Origin of the sequence: Virgibacillus alimentarius (genome assembly GCF_000709085.1) — a bacterium.
Lineage (GTDB): Bacteria > Bacillota > Bacilli > Bacillales > Amphibacillaceae > Virgibacillus_B > Virgibacillus_B alimentarius.
On sequence record NZ_JFBD01000010.1, the window covers coordinates 68,169 to 92,783 of the forward strand.

Consider the following 24,615-nt stretch of genomic DNA (forward strand, 5'->3'; position numbering starts at 1 on the left):
ATCTATTATAATGAAGAGACATAAACACGTAAAAGGATGTTTCTTGTTGCTTACCATCAAAAATAATGATACCTGAACATCGGCTGGAGGTTTTTATATGAATCTGGAAGATCTTCGTGTTTTTAAGGAAGTGGCAAAGCATGCCAACATGACAAAAGCGGCTGAGAGCCTGAACTTTGTTCAATCCAATGTCACCGCGAAAATGAAACGGCTGGAACAAAAATACGAAACCAAGTTATTTTATCGGCATAAACAGGGTGTTGAACTAACCTCACCCGGCAAAATGCTTTTATCCTATGCGGTGCAAACGCTCCAGCTGATGGATGATGCGGAAAAATCATTAAAGGAATCTCATGCACCGAGTGGAACTTTGTCCATCGGTTCCATGGAAACAACAACTGCTACCCGATTGCCGCGGATATTATCTGGATATCATGATCACTATCCAGCAGTTGAATTATCGCTTCAAACCGGAACTACAAAAGAACTTATCAAAGCTGCTTTAAAACGTGAAATAGATGGTGCATTTGTTGCAGGAGAAGTCCGTCATCCAAACCTTGTGAAAATCGAGGCTTTTGAAGAAGAACTGATGCTGATTGCAAAGAAAAATTCCCTTTCCAACGCGGAATTTGATCAGTTAGATAAGCAACTGTTCATCGTATTCAAGTCCGGCTGCTTTTACCGAGATACGCTGGAAAAATGGCTGGAGTCAAAAGGAATTATTCCCACACGGATGATGGAGTTGAACACATTGGACGGGATAATGGGCTGTGTTCAAGCTGGACTGGGCGTTTCCCTTTTGCCAAAAACGGCAACTGATCAACTTAACCAAAGCAAAACGATCACAAGATTTCCCCTGCCAGAACCATATGGGAAGGTCCAGACATGGTTTATTCATCATAAGGATATTGTGCAAACATCCGCATTTTGTAAGTTTAAGGAGATTTTTTATGATGAGGGAATTGTTGAAGTTGAGGGATAGTAGGTGTGATAAAAATGACAAAAAATAATCCCTCATGTGCTTTATCCAGCCGGTGAGAGATTATTCCTATCCATCCCCCCTTGATGGGGTTGTCTATTGTTTTCATAATAACTCCACTTTCGCACCCTGAAAATAGGTAGGTATCCCTTGATTTAGTGGCCATGAAAACACGACATCCCTTGTAAATACAATGGTAGTATGATGTGCTAGCCGCTACAAATTGACTTTTTTCCTTCCCCAGTCAGGTAATGATTCCTTGATCCGAGCACCTAACCAAGCCTTTCGTATCTTACGCCAACTTAACGAAGAAGTGACGGATTTGATTCGCCAGTACAGTGGCGGATGTGCTTGAAGTTGAATTCAATAAACCTGAAAAAACAATTATCACGATCTATACTCGACGTTCTTTTCATTGGCTTTTCGTCTGCCCCGCCATATTGAAGTCTTTTATCCCTTGCTTTATCTTGTGCTAATCCTAATTCACGGAGACCCTCTGCCATTTGGGTCATTCCACCCTCTAAAAGCTTTGCTCCTAAAAAGTCAGCCCGAATCTCCGTCCATTGTGCAACAAAAGATATATATATAGGGAAAAGGATCATTAAAATATAAATAAGAGTGATTTTTACCCACTACGGGAAAGACGCTTTAAAAACGAACCACTTACTTCACCGTATCCATTGTTTCCGTTAATGCTTGTAACTCTTCCAATGTAAGGCTTGGATCAATGATAACAAGGGAGTAATTTAATCCATCTTCTTGCCAAAATAAAGCACGAAAATCATTTGAATCTGTATAGGTTCCGTCCTGATTACGAATCGTAACCTTTTCTTCATCAGGGAGGAGAAGATCTTCATCTGTATCTTCAGGCGATTCAAAAACAGATAGTGTTAAAAATGGTGCATCTTCTTTCTTATAATCAATATTAATCTCCGTCCGGTTAAGTTTACCTTTTAGTTCATCCATTTCGATGGCTGATATCGCTACCCCGTCTTCCTCAGGAAAGTAAAGAAAAGGTTTTCCAATACCTTCTTTTGCTTCCTCTAACGTCACTTCTTCCGTCTTTAGTAAGTCATCTGAGTTAACGATATCTACATCATCAGGTAGATCAAGTGTAAATTTTTCATCAGGAATGCTCGTATCAAAATCAATATTGTTATAGACTATTTCTGTCTTTTGATTGCCTGTACTGGAAACGATCTTTAAAACAATCCAATTTTCTTTATCAATCCATATTTCTTGTTTTCCCAGTAAAACATCATCTTTTTTCGGGGTAGCTACCAGATGGTACGCGGATCGACCAGCTATTTCTTCTTCCCCTTTTCCTTCTATTTGATGCGTATCACGAACCATATCAAGAATCAAATCAACTTGTTCTTTAGGTGATGGTTGATTAAATTCCAATATTTCTTCATCATCAACCACAATCGCTTGATTTTGCTCTACTTCATATGTTGTAATCTTTTCCCCATCATTGACCGATATCGCTTTTTCTTCTTCATTTTGATTTTCAATTTCGACCCTTATCTTTCCATCTTTACTATGCCATTCTTTCATCTTCATTGCTTCCACAACGTCTTCATTTTCACGAATCGTTGATGTCGCTTCAGCTACGTATGATTCAGATTCTTTCTCATCTAAAGCATTATTAATCATTTGCTCTGGAGAATAATCACTTGTTTCCGAGCAAGCCGTCATCATAAAAATTCCTCCTGTCACACATAAAGTTACTAAAGCTTGATAGATTTTCATTTTTCTTCCCCTTTTCACTTCAATTTAGGTAGTTTGCATATGACACATGTACCAACGTTTTCTTTTGAAAATAAAAAGACTTCGCCGCCATGTTTTTCAATAATTTGTTTAGTAATACTTAAACCTAGTCCCGATCCATGTTTATATTGTATACTCCGTGCTTCATCTGCTTGATAAAGCGGTTCAAAAACATAAGCTGATTTTTCTTTTGCTATTCCTTTTCCTTCATTTTGAACGATGAAATAAACAGCACCTTTCGTTAACAATTCATTTGTGGGTATAAATTCAAATAACCAATCAGGGGGCATCTTTTCACTTGATCGGGCAGCAATCCACAGATGACCTGCCTTTTTTGTATAATGAATCCCATTACTAACTAAATTATCAGCCACACGTATCATTTGTTTTGGGTTCAAGTCATACGTTCCAACAACATCCGCATCTGCCTGTAATTCAATGCCTTTGTTTATGCATAACGCCTCATAATCTGAGACTAGCATTTCAAAAAACTCACTGCCTTCCACTTCCACTAATTCCATCGTATGGCTCGGTGACTTGAGTAACGTGTATGTTAACAAGTCATCTAACATAACCTGCATAAAATCCGCCTTTTCCATAATCACTTGGCGATATTCATTTTGTTCTTGATCTGTTAGTTTTTGCGTGTGAAGGGCTTCAGCATAAGCCATAATGGATGTAAGTGGCGTTTTTAGATCATGGGAAACACTTGCGATTAAGTATTCTTTCGCTTCTTGTTCCTGTTCAATTGTTTTTCTTGCTGTATCGATTTGATGTTTCATATGAAAAAAATGCGCTGTTAATTTTCCAATTTCATCTTGCTTTGTCTGGCGTTCATGAACGTCTTTACCAGTAGCAAAAGCTGTCATGTCATTCATCAACCCGGTTAGACGCAAGTTAAATTTTTTATTAACAAGAAGAATAACTGTTAAATAAATAAGCGTAAATACAACAAAAAACAGTCCTCCAACAATATAACTACGATTTGTCACACCTGCTACCCATTCGTCACGAGCTATTTGCACATCAAAAAAACCAATGAGTTTTCGATTATCGAAGACGGGTTGTTTATACGAATAGGAACTGTATCCTTGTTCTAATGTGTATAATTCTTGATATAGTTGCTCCTTGCTAAGTCCATACCTCGTTGATTTAAATGAAGGATTAGATGTATAGATAATCACTCCATTCTGGTCATAAAGCGTGATTGATTTTGTCTGATCCGCATATTTCTTAATTTTTTTTCGATCTGTTTGAGAGGTATATAGTTTTGGATCGTCTAAAATTTGTTTTAGGTCATCTAACTCCATTTGGATTTGCACGTGCTCTTCCACTTTTTGTTCATTGTTATACGAATGGATCCAGGCAAAAAGGAAATAAGCTGTCATCAAAGGAAGAATCATCACGATTAAATAAGATAATAATAGCCATGTTTTTATTTTCACAGCAGGTCACCTATAAACTTGTAACCTTTTCCCCAAACGGTCTGAATAAAATAGGGGGTTTTTACAGGGTCTTTTAATTTCTCACGTAACGATTTAATATGCACAGTAACCGTGTGCAACCCTTCCGCTTCAACTTGGTTCCATATATGTTCATAGAGTTCTTGTTTTGAAAAAGTGCGCTGCGGGTGCTTTGCTAAAACATGGAGTAAGTCAAATTCTTTTACAGTTAATAAAAGTTCATCCCCATGAAGCATGACCTTACGTTGATCCCAATCAATCGTTAAGCCGTCTGTGTACCTAGATCTATTTCCTGTTTCACAAACGCCTTGATATCGTCGCCATCTACGTAGTTGTGACTTGATGCGTGCTTTTAATTCAACAAGACTAAAGGGTTTTGCCAAGTAGTCATCCGCGCCCAGGCCAAGCCCTTCGACTTTATCTTCATCTTCTTTTCGGGCACTGATAATAATGATCGGGACATCACTTTTCAAGCGAATGTTTTTGCATAAAGTGAAGCCATCCATTTCTGGCAACATGAGATCAACAAGGACGAGGTCATACTTGGCTCCCTGAAAATCTTCCCATCCTTCAAGACCTGTAGTTGCCCAAGTTACTTCATACCCTTCTTGTATGAGTGTATTCCGCGTAATGCCAGCAATTTCTGAGTCATCTTCCACAAGTAAAAGACGAGCTTGCATGATGATTCCTCCCCTACAAATGTAAATATAGCATCCTTTTATAAAGATAAAGGAAAGTTTATTATTTCTTTATAATTAAGCGTTCTTCATTTTATCATTTCGCAGCTATGTCAAAACGTGTATGATTGACTTTTTTAAAAATAAAATGTAATATATATATGTCTAAATGACATATATATATAGCGTGGATGGTGACTAAATGTCGAATCGAATAAAAATGGCTCGAGTAGAAAAATCACTTACACAAGAGCAGCTTGCCAGCCGGGTGTCGGTGGCAAGACAGACAATCGGACTGATCGAAAAAGGAAAATACAATCCGAGTCTTAAGCTTTGCATTGCAATTGCCAAAACATTGGGGAAGACGCTCGATGATTTATTTTGGGAGGATGATTAAGATGGAAAAAACATGGATTGCCAATTTACTTCCACAGGATGAGTATAGGGAAAAACGACTTCTTTACTTTATTGCCGAAGCCGTTTTCATACTGGGTGTGTCGCTGTTTCTGTATTTAATGGTTGAATCATTTATAGTAGAGATGGATATGCCTGGTGATAGGATGGCACTTCTTTGTATTGGATTTTTAATCACGTATACGACTCTTCGCTCTACGTTGACCGGTATTGAATATCCAGACGTTGCATCAGAAAAACGATATCAAAAAGAAAAAAGGTTGAGAATTTATAGCACTATTCATTTCTGGATCATTTTTTTATTTATTTCTATCTTATTCAAAGGCATTCCATCCAATCTTGAAGAAACATTTGATATTGGTGGATCAGCTACTTTTGCCGCAATTTTCTTCTTTATCTTGAATTACCTTTCCTTAAAAAAATCGTACAAGAAAAACAAGGATTTGCTGGATGATTAAGACTTGATAGAATCGATTTGGTACCGTGGTTTGCGATGTTCTACTGATAATTTTCATCAAAGTTGAATTTCCAGCGCTATTTGGACAAGACCCATAACGCTGTCACTCAAGCTTTTACGCCTTAGGCTTTCCTATGTAGTACCCTTGCATTGCATCGACACCGAGGTTTTGCCAAGTTTTTAGTTGATCGGCAGTTTCAATGCCCTCTACAGTCACATCCCATTCCTGCAACCTGAAAATTTCTAGCATTTTTTTAATTGTTGACTCCAAATTGGGCTCCTGATCTAATTTATACACGAGGCTTTTGTCCAGTTTCATAAAATCAATCGGTAAATCGACGAGGTCGTTGAAAGAAAAATATCCGTTTCCAAAATCATCAAGTCCAACCCGGAATCCCTTTGTCCGAAGAGAATGCATAATCTGTTTGATCTGCTTCCGCTTATATAATTCTTTGCTCTCGGTAATCTCAAACTGCAATCGATCAGGTTGCACACGATATTCCCTGCATATATTAGACACGCTTTCTGATAATCCTGACAAAAGCAGCTGTTCAACAGAAATATTTACGGAATAGACAACATTTGTTTTATCCTTTTTAATGTGTTCACAAACATTACGTAATAAATATTCAAATACGTCATGAGTTAATCCGTAATTCTCCATTTGATGCACGAATTCATTCGGTTTTACTTCTCCTTTCTCTGGATGATTCCAGCGCAACAATGCCTCGCTGCAGATTACTTTGAACGTATCACGATCAACAATTGGCTGATAATGAATCTTGATTTCCTGCTTTTGCAAGGCTTGGAATAATTCATCCCTGCTAAAGGCACATGTTGTTGTATTGATGTTTTCTAAGGTTGCTGCTGGTTCACTATTTTGGGACTGAAATGCTTCCACTTCCATTCGAAATTTTTCTTCGACACTGCCATGCCCATCCAAATTATATTTATTTAAAAAATTTAATTCATCCAGTACTTTATAAAAGAAGTTTCTCCCAAAAAATTTGGCGTTAAAGTACACCAGCATCATTTGATAATGGGATAATTGCGCTCGAATCAATTCCACATATGAATTTCTTTGATTTTCGGAAAGTTGTTCACGATGTTCATAGATCCAATAGAACAATTGAAATAGATTTTTGTAATATAAATGGAAATTATTCGCATGAATTTTATCTAGTTTTTGCATCGAGGCAAGTAATCGCAAATCCTCATCCGTATCTTCTTCCGCGAGATAAATTTGCATCAAATCTGTATATGCCTTTTTGAAAAAATCCTGTCCCCCGTGACGCCCAAAACCATTTGGCGCTTCGTATACCAAATCCCTTACCATGTTACTATGTAGATCAAATAATTGGAAAAAAGTTCCTTCAATCCGCTGCCTCACTGATTCTTCTTTTTGTAATTTAAGCTGTTCCTTCTGACTCAAAAATGCCCATAAAGCAAATAGTGCCGTAATTATCGTTAATATGGGTGTGGTGATTCCATTAAAAAAATCAGCTAGATAGCCATAATTATCTCCAAAGGTAAATGCTGTTGTATCTTCATGGTGGATAATATAGTACATACTAAAATAAATCACGGAGCAACTCATCATCATGATGATGAAGGAAGGAAGAACATAGTAAAGTGCAGTCTTCCTTAATTGCGTAAGTCGTTTTTTCTGCATTTTAATTCCCTCTTTATTAAAACTAAGATTCTTCTTCATTATACACGACTTCGTAAGGGCAGTCCTGCCAAAATTATTCGGTATAAACTGGAGGGAGAACGATCGTAACCCCTCCGTTTCATTCGGTGAAATTCGGGGATGTACTTCGTGTGGGCAGTTCCCCTCCTCTCGCCTAGAGGACAGACCCTCTTATTGTCAAAATCTTATCATTTTTAATAGCTATTCAAAATATACTTATAGAGGCGCTATAAATAATCCGTATCGTTTAGCAGGATAACACTTATACGCAAACAAGGAGGGTGTGTATGGACAAAAAGAAGGTTGGTTTCGTTGGACTTGGAAACATGGGATTTCCGATGGCATCCAATCTATTAAAAAGCGGGTTCACGGTATACGGTGTGGACATTAAGAAAGTAAATGAGGAACGTTTAGCAGCGATTGGTGGAAAGACAGGCTACACGGTAGCAACGCTTACCGATGAAGTGGATATACTATTCACCAGCCTCCCGACACCGCAAATTGTAGAGGAGGTTTATCTTGGTAAAGCTGGCCTGATTCATCATGGCTCCTCTCCCCTTACATTCGTCGATGTAAGCACGGTTTCTCCGGAATTAAACCGAAAAATAGCGGAGAAAGCCACAGAAAAAAACATGCAATATCTAGGGGCACCAGTAAGTGGCAGTGTTTCCGGAGCAGAAGCAGCTACACTGACCGTTATGGTTGGTGGCAAAAAAGAAGCCTATCCCCATGCTTTGCCATATCTGCACGCAATTGGGAAAAATATTTTCCAAATTGATGAAGATGCTGGCATGGGGACGATAGTCAAATTAATCAACAATCTCATGACTGGTATTCATAATCAAGCGGTCGCTGAATCTTTGTCCATTGCAGATCATTATGGGCTTGATCACGATCTTATTCATCAGATCGTTTCTGTAAGTTCCGGGCAAAGCGATGTGTTCTCAAGAAATCATAAAAATTTTATCTCTCAAGATGAATATAGGAAGGGAGCGTTCACTGCTTCCCTATTACACAAAGATTTGAAATTGGCCAAGTATGTGTCCGGAGGAACGCTGCCCCTGGTTGAAACACTGATTCAATATTTTGATGACCATATGGATGGCTATGCAGATAAGGACATGTCTGCTACGTATTTGATGTTAAAGCAGCTGCATGCCAAGAAAAAGCAATCATGAATTTTATTTTAAAAAGGATGGATGGATAAATGGAAGTAACAACATTAGATCGGATTATGCATTATATCAATGGTAAAAAAGTAAAAGGTACGAGTAGCAGATTTGGTTATGTGTACAACCCTTCATCGGGGCAAAAAATTGCCACGGTACCGTATGCTACGGATGCAGAAGTGGATCAAACGATAAAATTAGCCAAAGAAGCCGCTGCAAAGTGGGCGAAAACTTCCGTTGGAAAAAGAGTAGCGGTATTGTTTAAATTTCGTCAATTCGTAAGCGAACATACGGATGAGCTGGCTCGATTAATCGGCAAAGAAAATGGTAAAACGATTTCTGATGCAAAAGGAGCTATTAAACGGGGCATGGAGTCGATTGATCTAGCTATCGGGGCACCGCATATCCTAAAAGGCGAGCACTCTGTCAATGTGGGTGGAGATATTAATGCCTATTCGATAAAACAGCCGCTCGGCGTCGTTACATGTATTTCGCCTTTCAATTTTCCTGTGATGGTGCCACTTGCGATGAGTACGATGGCAGTTGCTGTTGGAAATGCAATGGTTTTGAAGCCTTCTGAAAAGGTGCCTTATTCCGCTCTCTTCCTCTCGGATCTCTGGGAAAAGGCCGGGCTTCCTGCGGGGGTTTGGAATGTTGTCAACGGGGACAAGGATACAGTCAATGCCATTATTACCCATAAAGATATAAAAGCAATCAGTTTTGTCGGTTCTACGAAAGTCGCAGAAAAAATCTATGAAACTGGCACCAAACATCATAAGCGGGTTGCTGCATTTGGCAGTGGAAAAAACCATATGGTGATCATGCCAGATGCTGATATGGACCTTGCAGTTGATGCTTTTGTTGGTGCGGCTTTTGGCTCTGCTTCCCAGCGTTGTATGGCTATTTCAGTCGCTATGCCAGTGGGAGAAAAAGCAGCAGAAATTTTTACAAAAAAAGCAAAAGAGAAAGTAAAAAACCTAAAACCGGGTGCTTATCAAGATGAAACTGCCGATTTCGGGGCCTTGATCAGTGAAGAAGCAAAACAGAGCGTATTACGCGCAATCGAATCGGCGGAAAAAGAAGGAGCAAATATCGTCGTCGATGGAAGGAATCCTTCTGTAAACAATGCGAACGGATTTTACCTCGGTGCCACGCTGTTCAATCATGTCACACCGGAAATGGCGATGTATAAGGAGGAAGTTTTCGGCCCTGCACGTGCAATTGTGACGGCGGAAAGCTTGATCAAGCAATTGATCTCATTAATGATCATGCATATGGAAATGGTGTAACGATTTTCACCAACTCCGGCAGACATGCACGCAAATTTACGCAGGAAATCGAAGTCGGCATGGTCGGTGTCAACGTACCTGTTCCAATTCCAGTCGGCTATCATAACTTTGGTGGGTGGAAAGGGTCTCGTTTTGGTGAGGGTCAGATGTTTGGACCAGATACCGCGCGCTTTTTCACAAACACAAAAACCGTTTCAGAACGATGGCCGGAAGCAGATACAAAGAGCGAAACAAATTTTGATTTTCCGAGCAGTTAAACGAAAAATGATGATGGCTCCGTTTTCACACGGGGCCCAACCATAATCACATATCCATTTGAAAACGTTAACGTTTTTCATTCTCGAGGTGATTGGATGCTAGGAATTGTATTAGGGCTCTTGTTGCTTATTATCCTTGCATACAGAGGCTGGTCTATTATCTGGATTGCCCCGATTTGCGCGGGGGTTGTTGCATTATTTGGTGGACTTGATTTACTCGATGCCTATACAGGCACCTATATGGAAGGTTTTGTTGATTTCACGAAAAGCTGGTTCCCTGTCTTTATGCTTGGTGCTATTTTGGGAAAATTAATGGAATATACCGGTATGGCCCAATCGATCGCATCAGGAATCATCAAGCTTTTCGGAAAAAAACAAGCAACAATTGGCGTCGTACTCGCTTCCAGTGTTCTGGCTTATGGTGGGATTAGTGTTTTTGTCGTTGTATTCGCTGTTTATCCACTTGCCGTAAGTATGTTCAGGGAGGCTGACATTCCAAAAAGACTGATGCCGGGAACCATCGTTGCTGGCATGATGACCTTTGCCATGACTGCGCTTCCCGGGACACCGCAAATCCAAAATTTGATCCCAACGGATTATTTTGGTACAACCGCTGCTGCGGCACCAATGATGGGGGTTGCTGCGGCGATTGTAATGGGAGTTGGATCCATCCTTTATTTAAAATGGAGGGAAAAGAAATTAAAAGCAGCGGGCGAAGTTTTCATTGGATCGGACGAAGATGAAAAGGTAAAAAAGCAGCTGATGGAAAACCCGCCACACATTCTTTTATCTTTACTTCCCATTTTAGCTGTCATTATTACACTGAATCTCTTCAAATGGGATATTGTCATTTCCCTCCTGAGCGGTATCCTCTTGATTTTGCTTTTATCCGTGAAACGATTTAAAGGGTTTGTACCTGCACTGAACAAGGGTGCAGGGGATTCAGTGATGGCGATGATCAATACATCTGCTGCAGTCGGGTTTGGAACCGTGGTACGCGCAGTTCCCGGATTTCAGAAGTTGAGTGATTTTGTGCTTGGATTGGATGCAAATCCATTGATATCCCTGACGGTTGCTACCAATCTATTATCAGGAGCAACCGGCTCCGCTTCAGGAGGGCTTGGTATCACCATGGAAGCTTTAGGGCAAAAGTACAACGAAATCGCACAAGCTACCGGAATCGCTCCAGAAGCATTTCACCGTATTGCTTCCATTGCCTCCGGCGGACTGGATGCACTTCCGCATAATGGAGCTGTTTTAACCATTTTAATCGTCACCGGCATGTCACATAAGGAATCGTATAAAGATATTGCCGTTATCGCGATTGCCTTTCCAATGTTGTCACTCATACCAGCTATTCTGCTGGCTAGTTTGGGAATCTATTAATCGGAACGCAAGCGGATTTGAACAAACGATGTAAAGAAAAATTCGCTTTTTCCAGCAGTGATATGCATGATGGTGAAGAAGATTAGCTTTTTCGCTAATAAGACAGAATAAGCCACCTTCTAGTAATCTGGGAGATGGTTTATTTTGTAATTTCGCTGTAAACAATGCTTATTCAATATGGCACAGTAAATATAAGTGCATAAGGCTTTTACGGGTGGTTATATTTGTTGCCTGTGCTAAACAAACATAAAAATATGGTAAATCTTATCTTTTTAAGATGTATTTTTATTTTTTACAGATACCCTATGATTAGCTACATCACGATAAAGCTTCATTACTTCTTCATTTCGTTTATTAAAAAACGCGTCGTTTATAATTGGTATCTTATACGCTTTTTCTAAATCCGTCATTAACGCTGTTAAACGTAAATCCCGCTGAAACATATTGATATCAGCTTCCATAATATTTTTAAATCTTTCTTCAAATTCTTCTAACATCCAAACACCTCCGATTCATACATTCACTCTCAGCTTTTTTATATTTGTATGCATTCTCTTGCTTTTCTTTATCTTATCGTTATTTTTTTGCTGTTTTTATAGCAAGGAACTCATCCCATTCTCTGCATACAATGTTCCCTTAAGGGACACCCATCACAGATCGGCTTTGCTTTGCAATGCTGCTTCGCATGCTCAACAAGCAATGCATGAAACTCTTTCCAAAATAAAAGATCCTGCGATAAATCACCTTCCACTTCGATTCGAAACGGATCATATGACCCTGGCATATCATAACCAAGCCGATAAAATATTCTTCTTGCATAAGCGTCCACCACAAACACTGGCTTATCAAATCCATAAAGCAGCATGACATCGGCTGTTTCCTGCCCCACTCCTTTAATCCCCAGCAATTCTTTCCTTAAATCTTCACGGCTTTTCCCTTTTAAGGAACACACATCAAATTGATGATCCCTAAACCAATGGAGGAAAGCTTTCAACCGCTTTGCTTTGATATTGTAAAAACCACTTGGGCGAATTAATTGGGCTAATTGTGCTTCTTTTAATGAACGCATTCTTTTCGGATACAAATATGGAGCTACATTTTCCAACGCCTTCTCTACATTACGCCAGCTTGTATTTTGAACGAGAATAGCACCGACCATCATTTCAAAAGCCGTATCAGCCGGCCACCACCTCTGTGGTCCGTAATGTGCATACATTTTTTTATAAATAAAATCATAATGAAACATAGAAACCTCCAAAAACTTTACAAAATATTTACTTCAGGTAAGGATTTATTTTATATTCCTCTGATATCATTGAAATAGAAGATCATAAGATAGTCAGAATGGAGGTGTTCAATTGCGACTGCTTGCTAAAGTAACTATCTGTCTTACAGTCCTTATGATCTATATGAATTATTAATTTCCCTCATTTTTTACTCCTCCATTTTTGTATACTTCTATATTCCATATACAACGGCGAAACCCTTCATACTTTTTTTTCCGCACATTCTGTTATATTCTTAAATAGTAGAAATCTACTTTTAGGAAAACAGGAGGGAATACATATGTCTATGAAAAAAACACTAACACTAGCTGGTTCAGATACCAGCGGCGGTGCAGGCATACAGGCAGACCTGAAAACATTTCAGGAACACAGCGTGTATGGAATGACTGCACTGACATCCATTGTGACGATGGATCCGAAGAACAACTGGAGTCACGGGGTATATCCGATCGATGCTGCCATTGTGAGTAAGCAGCTGGACACCATTCTGTCGATTGGTATCGATGCAATGAAAACCGGAATGCTTGGTTCTGTTGATATAATCGAGCTTGGCGCACAGAAAATGGATGAATATAAACTGGATAAATTCGTTCTCGACCCAGTCATGGTATGTAAAGGAGAAGATGAAGTTTTACAGCCTGAAAATACGGATGCAATGCGGGAATTATTACTTCCTCGTGCAACCCTTACAACTCCAAATCTGTTTGAAGCTGGTCAGCTTGCACAAAACGGGCCAATCAAAACAATGGATGATATGAAAGAGGCAGCAGTGAAGATCCATGAACTTGGTGCAAAAAATGTTGTGATTAAAGGCGGCAAGGTATTTGATCACGAAAAAGCGATTGACCTCTTCTATGATGGCAAAGCGTTTACGGTTCTCGAAAATGAAAAAATCAATACCACCTACAATCATGGTGCAGGATGTACATTTGCAGCAGCAACAACGGCTAATCTTGCAAATGGCAAATCTGTGAAAGAAGCTGTAGCAAATGCAAAAGAATTTGTCACCGCAGCAATTGCACATGGATGGAAGATGAATGAATATGTCGGGCCTGTTATGCATGGCGCCTATCATCAATTTGGAAAATAAATGAATGGAACTGTTATGAAAATATTCCTTAGGAGAAGGATTTTTTCAACATGTTCCCCTAAATTAGGAACATGCATTTTGAAAAAGTCCTTCTCTTTTTGTGTAACACGTGTACAATGTGGATTTAACCATTTCCCCGTCTTTAGATAAACCATTGTCCCATGGGGATTTTTATGATAAAAATAACATAATGTTATTGCAAGAAAATAAAAATAATAAGGTAGGAGCTGATTCGCATGGAACATGCTAGAGGATGTATAAAGTGTGGAAGTACAGATGCAGACACAAAGGATGTATCAATGACTGGTACAGGACTATCGAAAATGTTTGATGTTCAAAACAATCAATTTACTGTTATCTTCTGTAAAAATTGTGGGTATTCGGAGTTTTATAATAAGAACAGTTCAAAAGCCAGCAATATTTTCGACTTTTTCCTCGGTGGTTAAATGGTGAATGGAAAAATCCCGCCACTATCATCATTCAGGCTTTGTTCCAGTAACAGGGCGCTTTGTTGAAGAGAATCACACATACGAATTGGTGTGATTCTTTTTTTCCTTAACCGAACAACAGCACGGCAAGATGCCTCAATTAATGATACCGAAACCAGACGAACCATCCATCCTCTTTATCTTTAGCTATAAAAATCTGGCCTTCTAATGCGCTGGCACTCTTCCCTTCCCATTTCGGAAAATATAATCTGACTAACCACGACTGTTCAGCAACTGCTTCCCCGCAAAAATTCTTCGCCATTTCATCATAAACCGCATCCTTTTTTTCAGCTGTTTTTGGGAAAGGAAGGGCAGTAATTACTTCCCACTCCGAAAACATTTCTCCATGCTCTCCTTTTTGGTATGTCGCAGGAACAATTTCTTTCAATGCCTTTAAAAGTTCCTCTTTATCTTTCATCGATGTTTTCTCTAATTGTTTTACATCAGGACATTTCACATCGGATTGGGCGTGAATTAGACTTGGTACAAAAGTGAAAAATAAAAGGAAAGAAATGATCATGCTTTTCTTTTTCATAAATGTCACCTCTGTAATAATATCCCAATGATCTTTCTACTTATGTGCAAAATAAAAATTTTTTCTTCATCCCGGAACAAGCCGGCCAAATTATGAAAAAGGCTGACATTGTTATATTAAAGTGGTCATTCGTCCAATCGTATTTATTTTTTATATAAACTTAACCCTAATCTGAAAAGCAATATTAAGAAAAATACAGTAATTACAACACCAATTGTATCCCAATTTATTTCTTCATTATTCAATAAATGTACAATAATTATCCCTGTAATTACGCCCGCAATTCCATAAAGAAATTGCTTCAACGAGTGAATCAAATTATCTCATCTCCCGTCTTTCATTCTAAACACTACTACCAGTTAGTTCTGGAAGCGAACTTCTTGTTGAACCATCACACTATTAACAATCACGAATCAGATACAGGCATATATTTTGTAAAATAAGCACCTACGATTAACAAAATAACAGTAATAGACCAATTTAACAGCCCCATAAAATTAAACCAATAAGCGGAAAGGTTTGTTACAGCAATAAGAAAAAAACAAATTGAAGTTAAAGCACTCCTTATCCCTGCAATACCAGCTTTTTTTCTTTTTCTTATCACAATAGACATGGAAAAAACAAGAGCAATTAGCAGTATGACACTTAAAATAATCGGTATCATTGCCTTTATCACCTCTCCAAACATTAATTTTACTTATCTGTGATTTACCACCTGTAAAAAGTTTTACCTTTTCACAAGACTATGCTTTATAAACTTATAAATGAGAATGATAGTCATCATAGCTAAGATTGAGAGGGCAATTATTTTAATAATTCCCTGTTTTCCATCAAAAGCACTTTTTATAAATAGATCCGTCCCAAACTGCAAAGGCATAAACCCAACTTGTTTCTAAAGTCTTACCTGGTAAAAGAGAAGTGAAAGCTTACCAAGAGATAAATGAATCAATTTCTAAGAATAATGAGTTAAAACATAAACGGCCAACCCCTCAACCACAAGATTTTGAAGATATCGAGTATTAGAAAAGACCATTTACCGCTTTCCAAATCGTCCATTTATTTTTTTCAATGGTATTTGTGTTTTCCGGCAGTGACTGGTCGATAGGCTCGATTAGCACTTTCCATTCTTTCTCATTTAATTCATGCAAGCTACTTCTTCCAGTTTTTTCGCTTACAATCACTTATGGAAGGACAAATAACCAAATGAACATTGAGAAAGCAAAGTTAATTATTATAAGATATAAGAGAAGGAAGTTTGATGAAGTTTTTATGCTGTGCATTTTCAGCCGGTTTTATTTGAGGGGGTAAAATAGATGGATCGTTGGTATGCTTCATTTATCGTAGGAATTGTTGTTTTTCTAGCAATCTTTTCATCAAAGATGATTGGAAATCAGCAATAAATTCTGGAGTCGGCTTTTTTCTAGGTTATTTTATCATTTTTTTAATAATGAAATTTAACAAAAGGAAGCATAAATCATGACGGCAAAGGTTAACCATACTGGAAATATCCTCATCAATGAAGACATCGTCATGCTACTCATCTCATAAATAACGCTGCTCCACTTGAAATTATCCAGAGTCCTCTAGAACACGAGAAAAGCGAAACACACGAATTTATGCCCAATCATGCGGAAGACTGTGATGAATTGCCTTTTACGTAGCAACTCGTAACGGAGCTAAATGGTGGATAGTTCAATTGATGCTAATGTAGTTATTAGTTCATTTTTTTCGATATAAAGTAAGCAATGGTTGCAGAAAGAAACGCTATAAATAATAGTAACAAAAAAGAGCTTTGACTGCTTTTAATAATAACTTCTTGAGATAAATTAGCACTCATATTCCAAGCATCATCTACATCTGGAGTATATGTAAATGTAAGAAGCATTCCAGACAATACTTGGAATAATAAAAACAATAATATAAAACTAATAGCGAAAATAAAATACCTTTTCATTGTTGACACCCCCCCAGTATTTAAAACGACTATACTTAAGGGAAAAGGTTCATTATTCCTCTAAACTGCCAGTTGTATGATAACTTCTATGAAAATAACGTTAATCCTGCTTGTATTATCCCCTCTTCCCATGAATTCCTTTATGGTCTATATCCTAACGTCATACTAAAGAAAAAGGCGTAAACAAAAAGCATTACCAATACAACTACAAAGAAAAGAAATATAAGGATTTTTTCTTTTAATTCCTGCTCTCTTTTCATCCAAAAAAAGCATAGGATTAGAAATATGACTACCGTTGGCAATAAATATAATAATAACGCTATATCAGCCCAATTTGAATTCTTTTCCCAATACATATCAGGTATTGGAGGATGTTCATAAAGGGAACTTATTCTTTCTCTTACTATGATGAAAACCAATGTTAGTACAAAGAAGTACCCATAACCAATATATCTAACAATATTAGGAAATATTTTTGAGCGATGGAGTACAGCGATAACACCGACTAGTAATGGTATTAATAGAATATAATCGCTCACTTCTTATCACATCTCCTCTGAAGTTTGATTATCCAGTTAGATATCCGAAAATAATACCTTCTATTTCCGCTACCTGAGTGTATAAAAATCATTCGCATTGATTTTTGAAAAACGTTGTTCCATTTCTTTCGGATGATACCCTAATTCTCCCATTAAAACTGCCAGTTGCTTGCTATCTTTTTCAGTTGCTTTTCTTATCAACATACATCTTTCCTATAGCTCACCTTTATTTCTATTCTGCTTTTATTGATGTTTATCTATTATTTTCTTTCGGTATTCTTCCGATTTTCCCTTTTGAATAGTGAGACTTTCCCATGCTTCATTTTTTATTTGTTTCCCGATATAGACGATTTGCCCGACGTGATAAGCATAATGTGCCATTTGTCTCTCAATCGCTTCAAGTACCAGATGATTTTCTCCACGAATAGTCACCTTTTTTAATAAGTCTTGTTCGCCTAGACTATTTAGTGTACGAAAAAGGGTTTGCCAGCCTTTTTCCCAAATATGGTGAAGCTCTGATATGGATGAAAGATCATCAATGAATTCCTCATCCCGCTTTCTATCCTCCTTCTCCCCATCAGAGGTTAAAAAGTCCGTCCATCTTGATACCATGTTTCCACTCATGTGTTTTACGATGACTGCAACACTATTAGACGTTTCATTATAAGTCCAGTGTATTCCTTCTTCGGATAATTGATTGATGGTTTTATCACCAAGGTCCTTTACACTTTCAAATCTGTCAATAATCACTTTTAAATATACCGATCCAATAGCCACTATATTCCCTCCTCGCTTTCAGGTTTTATAGACTTTTTAGATAATGTTTCAAGTCTCTCCTAAAACGTAAACGATCACTCACTGCATGATTGCCTCCTAGGTTTAATTCAGTGAAAATGTTGAAGCGATACAAGATTGATCATTTATAATTAAACTTCTTGAATCATCTCCACTCTATTGCCGAACGGATCTCTAAACTCAAAACGCTCAAAATTTGGTATTGGTACTGAATCAAATAATTTAATATCATTTTGTTCCAACACCTTTCTCCAATAAGATATATCTTCCACTTGGTAAGCTAAATGCGCTTTTGTCTGTATTCTGTCAAAGCCATCTTCTGTCCCTATATGTACTTCTTTATTTCCAACTTTTAACCAAAAGCCTCCTCGTCCTTGAAGCGATTTAGGCTTTTCAATCTCTGGTAATCCTAATACTCCACAGTAAAATTTTTTCCCTTCCTCTTCGGATCCTTTTGGAATCGTAATCTGGGCATGATGCAAACCAGTAATCACAAAATTTCCCTCCTAATCCTATGTTCCTTGTATCTAATTTTCATATTGAATATAGAATATAACTTTTCTGTATTCGTAAGAAAATATATAACGGTGCCATTAGTTAAAAGCTTATCGGGATGCTGCTAGCAAAAAGGCAATTACCATCCCTATTGGAATAGAAAGCCACATTATCCTGACAGATGTATGGAATTTCCTAAAGACGAGAAACAGTACGCCGACGAACCAAAATACTATAATAAGAAAGAAGATTGGAGCTACAAAAGTGTCATCGGTATAATTCTCCGCAATTGCTCCGGAAGCAAAAAACGTTGCCACTAAGATTGCAATGATCCCACTTAAAACAGTATGGAGAGTCATTGTTACCTTGTTACTTTTCAATAATTGTCCTCCTCTCTTTTAACTATTTTTATTCCACCAGCCCTCGTCTTTAGCACAAAAATATAATGAACGTTCGGGGTTTTTCTGTTCCAAGTTTTAAAAGAAACGATCACGAAAAAGGAAGAAGCTGTAAAACGTAACCACCTGCAACACCTAATATAACAATAAACCATGCGGGTACTTTCCATATATTTAACAAACCAAATAAAATGACACCTAAGGCAAAGTCTGTTGCATTAAAAATCGAACTGTTCATCACCGGGTCATAAAATGCAGCTAACAAAATACCTACAACACTAGCATTTACCCCCATTAAAATGCCTTGAAAAGATGCTCGTTTACGTAATTCATTTAGAAACGGTAAAGCTGCAACAATGAACAAAAATGAAGGTAGAAAGATGCCTATCGTTGCTACAATCGCTCCAGCTACCCCTTCCATCATTGTTCCCAGGTAACTAGAGAACGTAAATAGTGGACCTGGTACTGCTTGTGCCATTCCATATCCAGCTAAAAATTCATTCGCCGTTAATAAACCTGCGGGTACTATTTCTCGCTCAATCATTGGTAATACGACATGTCCCCCACCAAATACGAGAGAGCCAACCCTAAAAAAGATATCAAAAATAGTAAGTAGGGGGTTATCTGATAGTTTATTTAAGAACGGCAGTAAAATAAGCAAACTTATTAAAATGCCTAAAGAGGTTAAACCAAGCTTTTTTGAAATCGTAATGGAGAAAGGCTGAACTTTTGATTCGGCTTTATCTTTAAATAATTTTAAACCTAGTAAACCAGCACCTAAAATAATTAAAATCTGCATCCATGCGGATGGATATAATAACATGATAGCAGCAGCGACTATAGCGATCGCTAACCGTGATTTATCAGGTGTTAATTTTTTGCCTAATCCTATTAGCGCGTGTAGGACAACTGCTGCCGCGACTATCTTTAAACTGTGTATGAAGATCGCATCTTCTAGGGCGAATGTTTGATACATGACAGCAAATAAAATCAACACAATAATCGATGGTACGGTAAATCCAAACCATGAGAGAAGCCCGCCAAGCAAACCTCCACGCAACATACCAATGGAAATGCCTACCTGACTGCTAGCTGGACCAGGTAAAAACTGACATAATGCAATAATATCCGCATATGTTTTATCATCAAGCCATTTGCGACGGTCAATATATTCATCTTTAAAGTATGCTAGATGGGCAACGGGGCCCCCGAATGAAGTCAATCCTAATTTTGTTGAGGTTAGTAATATTTCAATGAGCGTTTGCATTTTATTTTTTTGTTTGGACATTGTGATTCCCCTCCTCTCTTATTTTATTTCTTTAAATAATTCATAGGCTTTTTTTCTTGCCTCTTTAAGCATTTCATTCCCTTTATCCGTCGTCGTGTAGTACTTTCTTATTTTGCCTTCCACATTTCTCTCTTTCTTTTTCAATAGCCCATCAGACTCCATGGAATGTAAGATCGGATAAAGGGTACCTGAGCTAATGGTATAACCATGCTCTTTCAGTTCATCCACCATCCAAACACCATAAATAGGGTGTTCCTTTGCATGGTGTAAAATATGAATGTGTATGAATCCAAGAAACAGCTTACGTAATACTTTGTTTTCCATTCTACCACCTCCAACAGCTTATTATCGATTTTAAATATCGAATCCCGATATCAATATCGTACATTTGATTCTTGAATATGTAAAGACCATGATGAAAAAATTTACAGTACTTTTACATTTATCTGAGGAAGAATTAGGAATAGTAGTGACCAAGAGAGGTTGACTCATATCATTTAGGAAACGACATTCCCTCTTAGCATGTCGTTTTTTTTATGATGTTTGCGGCGCATGAAAGATAAGCATTCATATCAACAAAAGCAACCGTTAACACAATAAAAAGAGAACCGAAAATGGTCCTCTTTATCTTTTTTATAGTGATCATTCGGTTTATATATCTAATAATTGCCATTTCCTTACCGAGCCTATCATCATTAAATTCCAAACTGAGTATAAACGATGTGCTACGAATAAAACCAAAACGGAATCATTTGGGATAAAACTTAATTCTTAATGGAATCATTTAGTTTCCCGTAAATGGATAATAATTGTTGCTGTTCCTCGTCTGACAACTCCTCAAACAAATTTTCACGGAGGCTTTTTCCTTCTTCATGTGCTTTCCTAACCAAATCGATTCCTTTATCCGTAATAGCTAAATAAATAATTCTACGATTGTTATCGTCTGTAAATCGAGTGGCTAATCCTTTTTGCACGAGTTTTTCTGATAAATGAGTTAAAGTAGAAGGAGTTAATCCTAACGTTCTCGCAATATCTGATGGACGGCTTTTTCCGTTATCTCTAAGGTGGCCAAGCACAAGAATATGGGAGATACCGAGGCTTTCATTGAACGTTTTATTCCATTGAATAATTAAATAATTCGTAACTCGGTCCATGGAATGAATAATTCCAAATATGTCTTTTTCGATCATAACTTACATCCCTGCTTTCTGTAATAGAAAAGCCCCTTCATAAATAGGGACTCTCACTGCATATAGTCAATTTTATCACACTTCATAGGGATGGGCAGGAAGGCACCCACCTTAAATGAGAGAAGCGAAGGTGAGCGATAACTGCCCATAAGAACCTAATAAGCTCAAACGAATTATGAATAAAGAATGAACGAAAACCAACGATTGGTAGTTTCCTTTATTGGGCAGAAAATCCGCCATCAATGACTAATTCTGCACCTGTAATAAATGAAGATTCGTCAGATGCTAAGAATAACGCCGCATTCGCAATATCCTCAGCTTGCCCTAATCGTTGAAGCGGAGTTGCTTGAACGAGGCGGCCGAGAAGTTCTTTTGATGTTTCCAACGATTTTGTCATTGGTGTTTCAATAATCCCAGGGAAAAGTGTATTGACACGTATTCCTTGATGGCCAAAAGTGGTGGCAGCTGCTTTAGAAATAGCACGAACTGCGCCTTTAGAAGCTGAATAATGATTAAATCCTTGCCCAATTTGCGCAGTATAAGAAGAGATATTTACGATAGAGCCTTTCTTTTGTTCTGCCATAAAAGGTGTTACATGTTTCATACCTGCGAATGGTCCAAACCCATTAATGGACAACATCTTTTCCCAATCATCAACATTAATTTCATGATATGGTTTTTCCGATGAAATCCCAGCATTGTTTACAAGAATATCAATTTTTCCGAAGCGATTATTCACTTCCTTAGCTAACGCAATCCAGTCTTCCTCTGAAGCTACATTTAACTTTATTCCATATACATTTTCTTTTTGGCTTGCTTTTTCAAGTGCTTCTTCGTTAATATCGGCAGCAATGACAATCGCCCCTTCTTTGCTGAAAAGATCAACCATGCGTTCACCGATACCCGAAGCTCCTCCTGTAATAATGGCCACTTTATGATTTAATCGTCCCATGTTGAATACCCCCTTAACGTAATTTAATTGATCCGCCATCTACCATAAGTGTTTGTCCAGTCATATAGTCCGAATCTTTGCTTGCTAAAAAGACAGCTACTCTACCGATATCTTGTTCCGGGTCACCAAGGCGACGAAGTGGAATTTTGTTAAGCATTGCCTCGTATAATTTTGGATCATTTTGACGCCATTGTTCAACACCTGGAGTACGTGCAATCGGTGAGATTAAATTGACGTTAATACCGTCTGGCCCCCATTCGTTCGCGGCGACTCGGGAAATTCCGCGAATAGCTTCTTTAGCCGCTGCATAGGAAGTTTGTGTAGGTTGTCCTTCTAGTCCCGCTCCTGAAGCAAAGTTAATCACTTTCCCTTTGGATTTTTTCAGTTCAGGGTATGCGGCTTTCATGAAATAGAAAGTCGGATAAAATCCAGTTCCAAAAGATAAATCAAAGTGTTCTAATGTTGTTTCCATGAAAGGCATCTGTCTGGATACATGTGCATTATTGACTAAAACATCTAACTTACCAAATTTCCCGACGACTTCATGGACAACTTCATCAACGTTTTCTTTCATTGATATATCTTTTATAAAAAGCATGCCTTCTGCATATTTGTTAACTTCAGCTAATGTTTCTTTTCCTTTTTCCTCATTTACATCAACAATGACGATATGAGCCCCTTCTTTAGCCATTGCTAGAGCTATTCCTCTACCAATACCGGAAGCACTGCCAGTTACAATTCCAACTTTTCCTTGTAATCGCATTTGAATGACCTCTTTCCGTTTATATATTTCTATATAAAACTATTTGATATCTAAATAATACCGAACTCTAAAATAAATTTCAACGAAGACCCCTTAAATGTTGACCTACGATTTCTCTTGACTTATCCATACAAACTGCTGATCATTAGAAAATATGGATTGAAAGCATATTTTCTAGATTTATATCAGACAGATTATAGGGTATCCTCATGGCACTATCCAAATACAAATAATCCCCACCTGTTTTCAGATGGGGATTTCGTGTATGCCTTATTTAGATTACGATATGATATATCAATTCCTTCGGTAAATTGCCACCTATTTGTTCTGTCTAGTTAAACGATGGAAATTGAGGTAATACTTCTAGAGCTAATTCCTCCATCACCTCTTGAGCATCACGCATTCCGTACTTCAGATTGAGCATGACATGGTTGACTCCGATTGCTTCTAGTGATTTCAAAAAATGAATCAGGTGTTTTCTCCCAAGGCGAAATCCGAGATGAATGGGACTTGGTTCTTCTTCAGGGTCTTCCGTCAAGTCAATATATAATGATTGGACGAACGGCTTGAATGTTGAAGTTGCATTACGCCATGACTGAATAGACTGTGATTGCTGATATATACTTCTTGGATAATACATCCAGCCATCTCCATGTTCTGCAATCCAATCAAAGGATTGCCGACTAGATCCTGTTATAATGATCGGAATGTCGCTATGATATGTTTTGGGTAAAATACCAGCATTTCCTTGAATCGTTCCAACCTTACTATCTATCGTTGGAAAATCCTCACCCAACAACTGCTTAAAATAAGCAAACGTTTCTCGGAATGCTTCGCCACGGGATGGAATATTGATATTAAAAGCTGGGAATTCCACTCTTCTATCACCAGAAGCAATTCCTAAGATAAGTCTACCTTTGGATAATTGATCAACAGATGCCGCTTCTTTTGCTAAATGAATCGGATGTCTGAGTGGAAAAATGATACTCCCCGTTCCTAATGTAATTTCTTTCGTATAAGCACTTAAATATCCTAGATAAACCCATGGATCAAAGATTTGCCCCACATCACCAAAATATGGATCATGAAGCGGTATATCTCGCACCCATAAGGCACCGAACCCTAATTGTTCTGCTTTTTGTGCCATTTGGATATGATTTTCCATGGTGGGAATGCTTCCAGTGTATGACTCAATTGGAATAAATAATCCAAGCGTCAGTTTATTTTCCTTAAAAATCCGTTTATATCCACTTTTTTGTTGGAATGTTTCCATCGTATTTCACTCCATTTT

At 38.0% G+C, this 24,615-nt stretch carries 29 protein-coding genes and 1 pseudogene; 8 read left to right on the forward strand and 22 right to left on the reverse strand.

Annotated features, from left to right (window positions below):
• Window positions 1–97: 97 nt before the first annotated feature.
• Window positions 98–982, forward strand: coding sequence for a LysR family transcriptional regulator (locus GZ63_RS0102200; RefSeq protein ID WP_038220865.1), 885 nt, complete (start codon window positions 98–100; stop codon window positions 980–982).
• Between the two features lie 299 nt (window positions 983–1,281).
• On the opposite strand, the gene GZ63_RS0102205 is transcribed toward GZ63_RS0102200, so the two are convergent.
• The 4 genes from GZ63_RS0102205 to GZ63_RS0102220 all read right to left on the reverse strand — a co-directional run bounded on the left by GZ63_RS0102205 (window position 1,282) and on the right by GZ63_RS0102220 (window position 4,892).
• The gene (locus GZ63_RS0102205) at window positions 1,282–1,482 is read right to left on the reverse strand and encodes a hypothetical protein (RefSeq protein WP_156947662.1); all 201 of its coding nucleotides are present in this window, start codon (window positions 1,480–1,482) and stop codon (window positions 1,282–1,284) included.
• Between the two features lie 160 nt (window positions 1,483–1,642).
• Complete coding sequence (locus tag GZ63_RS0102210; RefSeq protein WP_029266428.1) at window positions 1,643–2,731, reverse strand: LolA family protein; 1,089 nt, start codon at window positions 2,729–2,731, stop codon at window positions 1,643–1,645.
• A 14-nt stretch (window positions 2,732–2,745) separates the two neighbouring features.
• Window positions 2,746–4,194, reverse strand: coding sequence for a sensor histidine kinase (locus GZ63_RS0102215; RefSeq protein ID WP_029266430.1), 1,449 nt, complete (start codon window positions 4,192–4,194; stop codon window positions 2,746–2,748).
• Complete coding sequence (locus GZ63_RS0102220; protein WP_029266432.1) at window positions 4,191–4,892, reverse strand: response regulator transcription factor; 702 nt, start codon at window positions 4,890–4,892, stop codon at window positions 4,191–4,193. Before GZ63_RS0102220 ends, GZ63_RS0102215 begins: the two co-directional genes overlap by 4 nt.
• Before the next feature lie 199 nt (window positions 4,893–5,091).
• Between GZ63_RS0102220 and GZ63_RS0102225 the strand changes: the two genes are divergently transcribed.
• Both GZ63_RS0102225 and GZ63_RS0102230 read left to right on the forward strand, forming a co-directional pair.
• The gene (locus tag GZ63_RS0102225) at window positions 5,092–5,286 is read left to right on the forward strand and encodes a helix-turn-helix transcriptional regulator (RefSeq protein WP_029266434.1); all 195 of its coding nucleotides are present in this window, start codon (window positions 5,092–5,094) and stop codon (window positions 5,284–5,286) included.
• A 1-nt stretch (window position 5,287) separates the two neighbouring features.
• Window positions 5,288–5,761 (forward strand): hypothetical protein, encoded by a 474-nt coding sequence (locus GZ63_RS0102230; protein WP_029266436.1) that lies wholly within the window; start codon window positions 5,288–5,290, stop codon window positions 5,759–5,761.
• Window positions 5,762–5,875: 114 nt separating this feature from the next.
• On the opposite strand, the gene GZ63_RS0102235 is transcribed toward GZ63_RS0102230, so the two are convergent.
• The gene (locus GZ63_RS0102235) at window positions 5,876–7,432 is read right to left on the reverse strand and encodes an EAL domain-containing protein (protein ID WP_029266438.1); all 1,557 of its coding nucleotides are present in this window, start codon (window positions 7,430–7,432) and stop codon (window positions 5,876–5,878) included.
• A 305-nt stretch (window positions 7,433–7,737) separates the two neighbouring features.
• On the opposite strand from GZ63_RS0102235, the gene GZ63_RS0102240 reads away from it, so the two are divergent.
• The 3 genes and pseudogenes from GZ63_RS0102240 (at window position 7,738) to GZ63_RS0102250 (ending at window position 11,551) form a co-directional block, all read left to right on the forward strand.
• Window positions 7,738–8,628 (forward strand): NAD(P)-dependent oxidoreductase, encoded by an 891-nt coding sequence (locus GZ63_RS0102240; protein WP_029266440.1) that lies wholly within the window; start codon window positions 7,738–7,740, stop codon window positions 8,626–8,628.
• Between the two features lie 29 nt (window positions 8,629–8,657).
• Window positions 8,658–10,165: pseudogene (locus GZ63_RS16300) on the forward strand (CoA-acylating methylmalonate-semialdehyde dehydrogenase).
• Between the two features lie 96 nt (window positions 10,166–10,261).
• On the forward strand, window positions 10,262–11,551 hold the full coding sequence (locus GZ63_RS0102250; protein WP_029266442.1) for a GntP family permease: 1,290 nt from the start codon (window positions 10,262–10,264) through the stop codon (window positions 11,549–11,551).
• A 272-nt stretch (window positions 11,552–11,823) separates the two neighbouring features.
• On the opposite strand, the gene GZ63_RS0102255 is transcribed toward GZ63_RS0102250, so the two are convergent.
• Both GZ63_RS0102255 and GZ63_RS0102260 read right to left on the reverse strand, forming a co-directional pair.
• Window positions 11,824–12,048 (reverse strand): hypothetical protein, encoded by a 225-nt coding sequence (locus GZ63_RS0102255; protein ID WP_029266445.1) that lies wholly within the window; start codon window positions 12,046–12,048, stop codon window positions 11,824–11,826.
• Window positions 12,049–12,158: 110 nt separating this feature from the next.
• Window positions 12,159–12,797 (reverse strand): endonuclease III domain-containing protein, encoded by a 639-nt coding sequence (locus GZ63_RS0102260; RefSeq protein ID WP_029266447.1) that lies wholly within the window; start codon window positions 12,795–12,797, stop codon window positions 12,159–12,161.
• Window positions 12,798–13,117: 320 nt separating this feature from the next.
• Here GZ63_RS0102260 and pdxK point away from each other — a divergent pair, with 320 nt between their 5' ends.
• Window positions 13,118–13,927, forward strand: coding sequence for a pyridoxine/pyridoxal/pyridoxamine kinase (gene pdxK / locus GZ63_RS0102265; protein ID WP_029266449.1), 810 nt, complete (start codon window positions 13,118–13,120; stop codon window positions 13,925–13,927).
• Between the two features lie 236 nt (window positions 13,928–14,163).
• Entirely contained in the window at window positions 14,164–14,373 is a 210-nt protein-coding gene (locus GZ63_RS0102270) for a zinc ribbon domain-containing protein (protein WP_029266451.1), read from the forward strand.
• A gap of 142 nt (window positions 14,374–14,515) precedes the next feature.
• Here the strand turns inward: GZ63_RS0102270 and GZ63_RS0102275 are convergent, their stop codons facing one another.
• The 15 genes from GZ63_RS0102275 to GZ63_RS0102360 all read right to left on the reverse strand — a co-directional run bounded on the left by GZ63_RS0102275 (window position 14,516) and on the right by GZ63_RS0102360 (window position 24,597).
• A complete protein-coding gene (locus tag GZ63_RS0102275; RefSeq protein WP_029266453.1) occupies window positions 14,516–14,950 on the reverse strand; it encodes a hypothetical protein in 435 nt (144 codons plus the stop codon).
• A 406-nt stretch (window positions 14,951–15,356) separates the two neighbouring features.
• The gene (locus GZ63_RS0102285) at window positions 15,357–15,614 is read right to left on the reverse strand and encodes a hypothetical protein (protein WP_029266455.1); all 258 of its coding nucleotides are present in this window, start codon (window positions 15,612–15,614) and stop codon (window positions 15,357–15,359) included.
• Between the two features lie 355 nt (window positions 15,615–15,969).
• A complete protein-coding gene (locus GZ63_RS18580) occupies window positions 15,970–16,098 on the reverse strand; it encodes a hypothetical protein (protein WP_264175917.1) in 129 nt (42 codons plus the stop codon).
• 566 nt (window positions 16,099–16,664) lie between these two features.
• On the reverse strand, window positions 16,665–16,904 hold the full coding sequence (locus GZ63_RS0102300) for a hypothetical protein (RefSeq protein WP_029266457.1): 240 nt from the start codon (window positions 16,902–16,904) through the stop codon (window positions 16,665–16,667).
• Window positions 16,905–17,044: 140 nt separating this feature from the next.
• Entirely contained in the window at window positions 17,045–17,443 is a 399-nt protein-coding gene (locus tag GZ63_RS0102305; protein WP_029266459.1) for a hypothetical protein, read from the reverse strand.
• Between the two features lie 69 nt (window positions 17,444–17,512).
• On the reverse strand, window positions 17,513–17,644 hold the full coding sequence (locus tag GZ63_RS18585; protein ID WP_264175918.1) for a hypothetical protein: 132 nt from the start codon (window positions 17,642–17,644) through the stop codon (window positions 17,513–17,515).
• 42 nt (window positions 17,645–17,686) lie between these two features.
• Window positions 17,687–18,220, reverse strand: coding sequence for a DUF1572 family protein (locus GZ63_RS0102315; protein ID WP_029266461.1), 534 nt, complete (start codon window positions 18,218–18,220; stop codon window positions 17,687–17,689).
• A 149-nt stretch (window positions 18,221–18,369) separates the two neighbouring features.
• Window positions 18,370–18,732 (reverse strand): VOC family protein, encoded by a 363-nt coding sequence (locus tag GZ63_RS0102320; RefSeq protein WP_029266463.1) that lies wholly within the window; start codon window positions 18,730–18,732, stop codon window positions 18,370–18,372.
• 111 nt (window positions 18,733–18,843) lie between these two features.
• Window positions 18,844–19,113 carry a hypothetical protein gene (locus GZ63_RS0102325; protein WP_051681360.1) on the reverse strand — a complete coding sequence of 90 codons (270 nt, stop codon included), beginning with the start codon at window positions 19,111–19,113 and terminating at the stop codon, window positions 18,844–18,846.
• Window positions 19,114–19,222: 109 nt separating this feature from the next.
• The gene (gene chrA / locus GZ63_RS0102335) at window positions 19,223–20,419 is read right to left on the reverse strand and encodes a chromate efflux transporter (RefSeq protein ID WP_029266467.1); all 1,197 of its coding nucleotides are present in this window, start codon (window positions 20,417–20,419) and stop codon (window positions 19,223–19,225) included.
• Window positions 20,420–20,437: 18 nt separating this feature from the next.
• Window positions 20,438–20,743, reverse strand: a complete 306-nt coding sequence (locus GZ63_RS0102340) for a PadR family transcriptional regulator (protein WP_029266469.1) — start codon at window positions 20,741–20,743, stop codon at window positions 20,438–20,440.
• 440 nt (window positions 20,744–21,183) lie between these two features.
• On the reverse strand, window positions 21,184–21,609 hold the full coding sequence (locus GZ63_RS0102345; protein ID WP_029266471.1) for a MarR family winged helix-turn-helix transcriptional regulator: 426 nt from the start codon (window positions 21,607–21,609) through the stop codon (window positions 21,184–21,186).
• A 217-nt stretch (window positions 21,610–21,826) separates the two neighbouring features.
• Window positions 21,827–22,561 (reverse strand): SDR family NAD(P)-dependent oxidoreductase, encoded by a 735-nt coding sequence (locus GZ63_RS0102350; protein ID WP_029266473.1) that lies wholly within the window; start codon window positions 22,559–22,561, stop codon window positions 21,827–21,829.
• Between the two features lie 13 nt (window positions 22,562–22,574).
• Window positions 22,575–23,324, reverse strand: a complete 750-nt coding sequence (locus GZ63_RS0102355; protein WP_029266474.1) for an SDR family NAD(P)-dependent oxidoreductase — start codon at window positions 23,322–23,324, stop codon at window positions 22,575–22,577.
• Between the two features lie 331 nt (window positions 23,325–23,655).
• On the reverse strand, window positions 23,656–24,597 hold the full coding sequence (locus tag GZ63_RS0102360; protein ID WP_029266476.1) for an LLM class oxidoreductase: 942 nt from the start codon (window positions 24,595–24,597) through the stop codon (window positions 23,656–23,658).
• Window positions 24,598–24,615 lie beyond the last annotated feature (18 nt).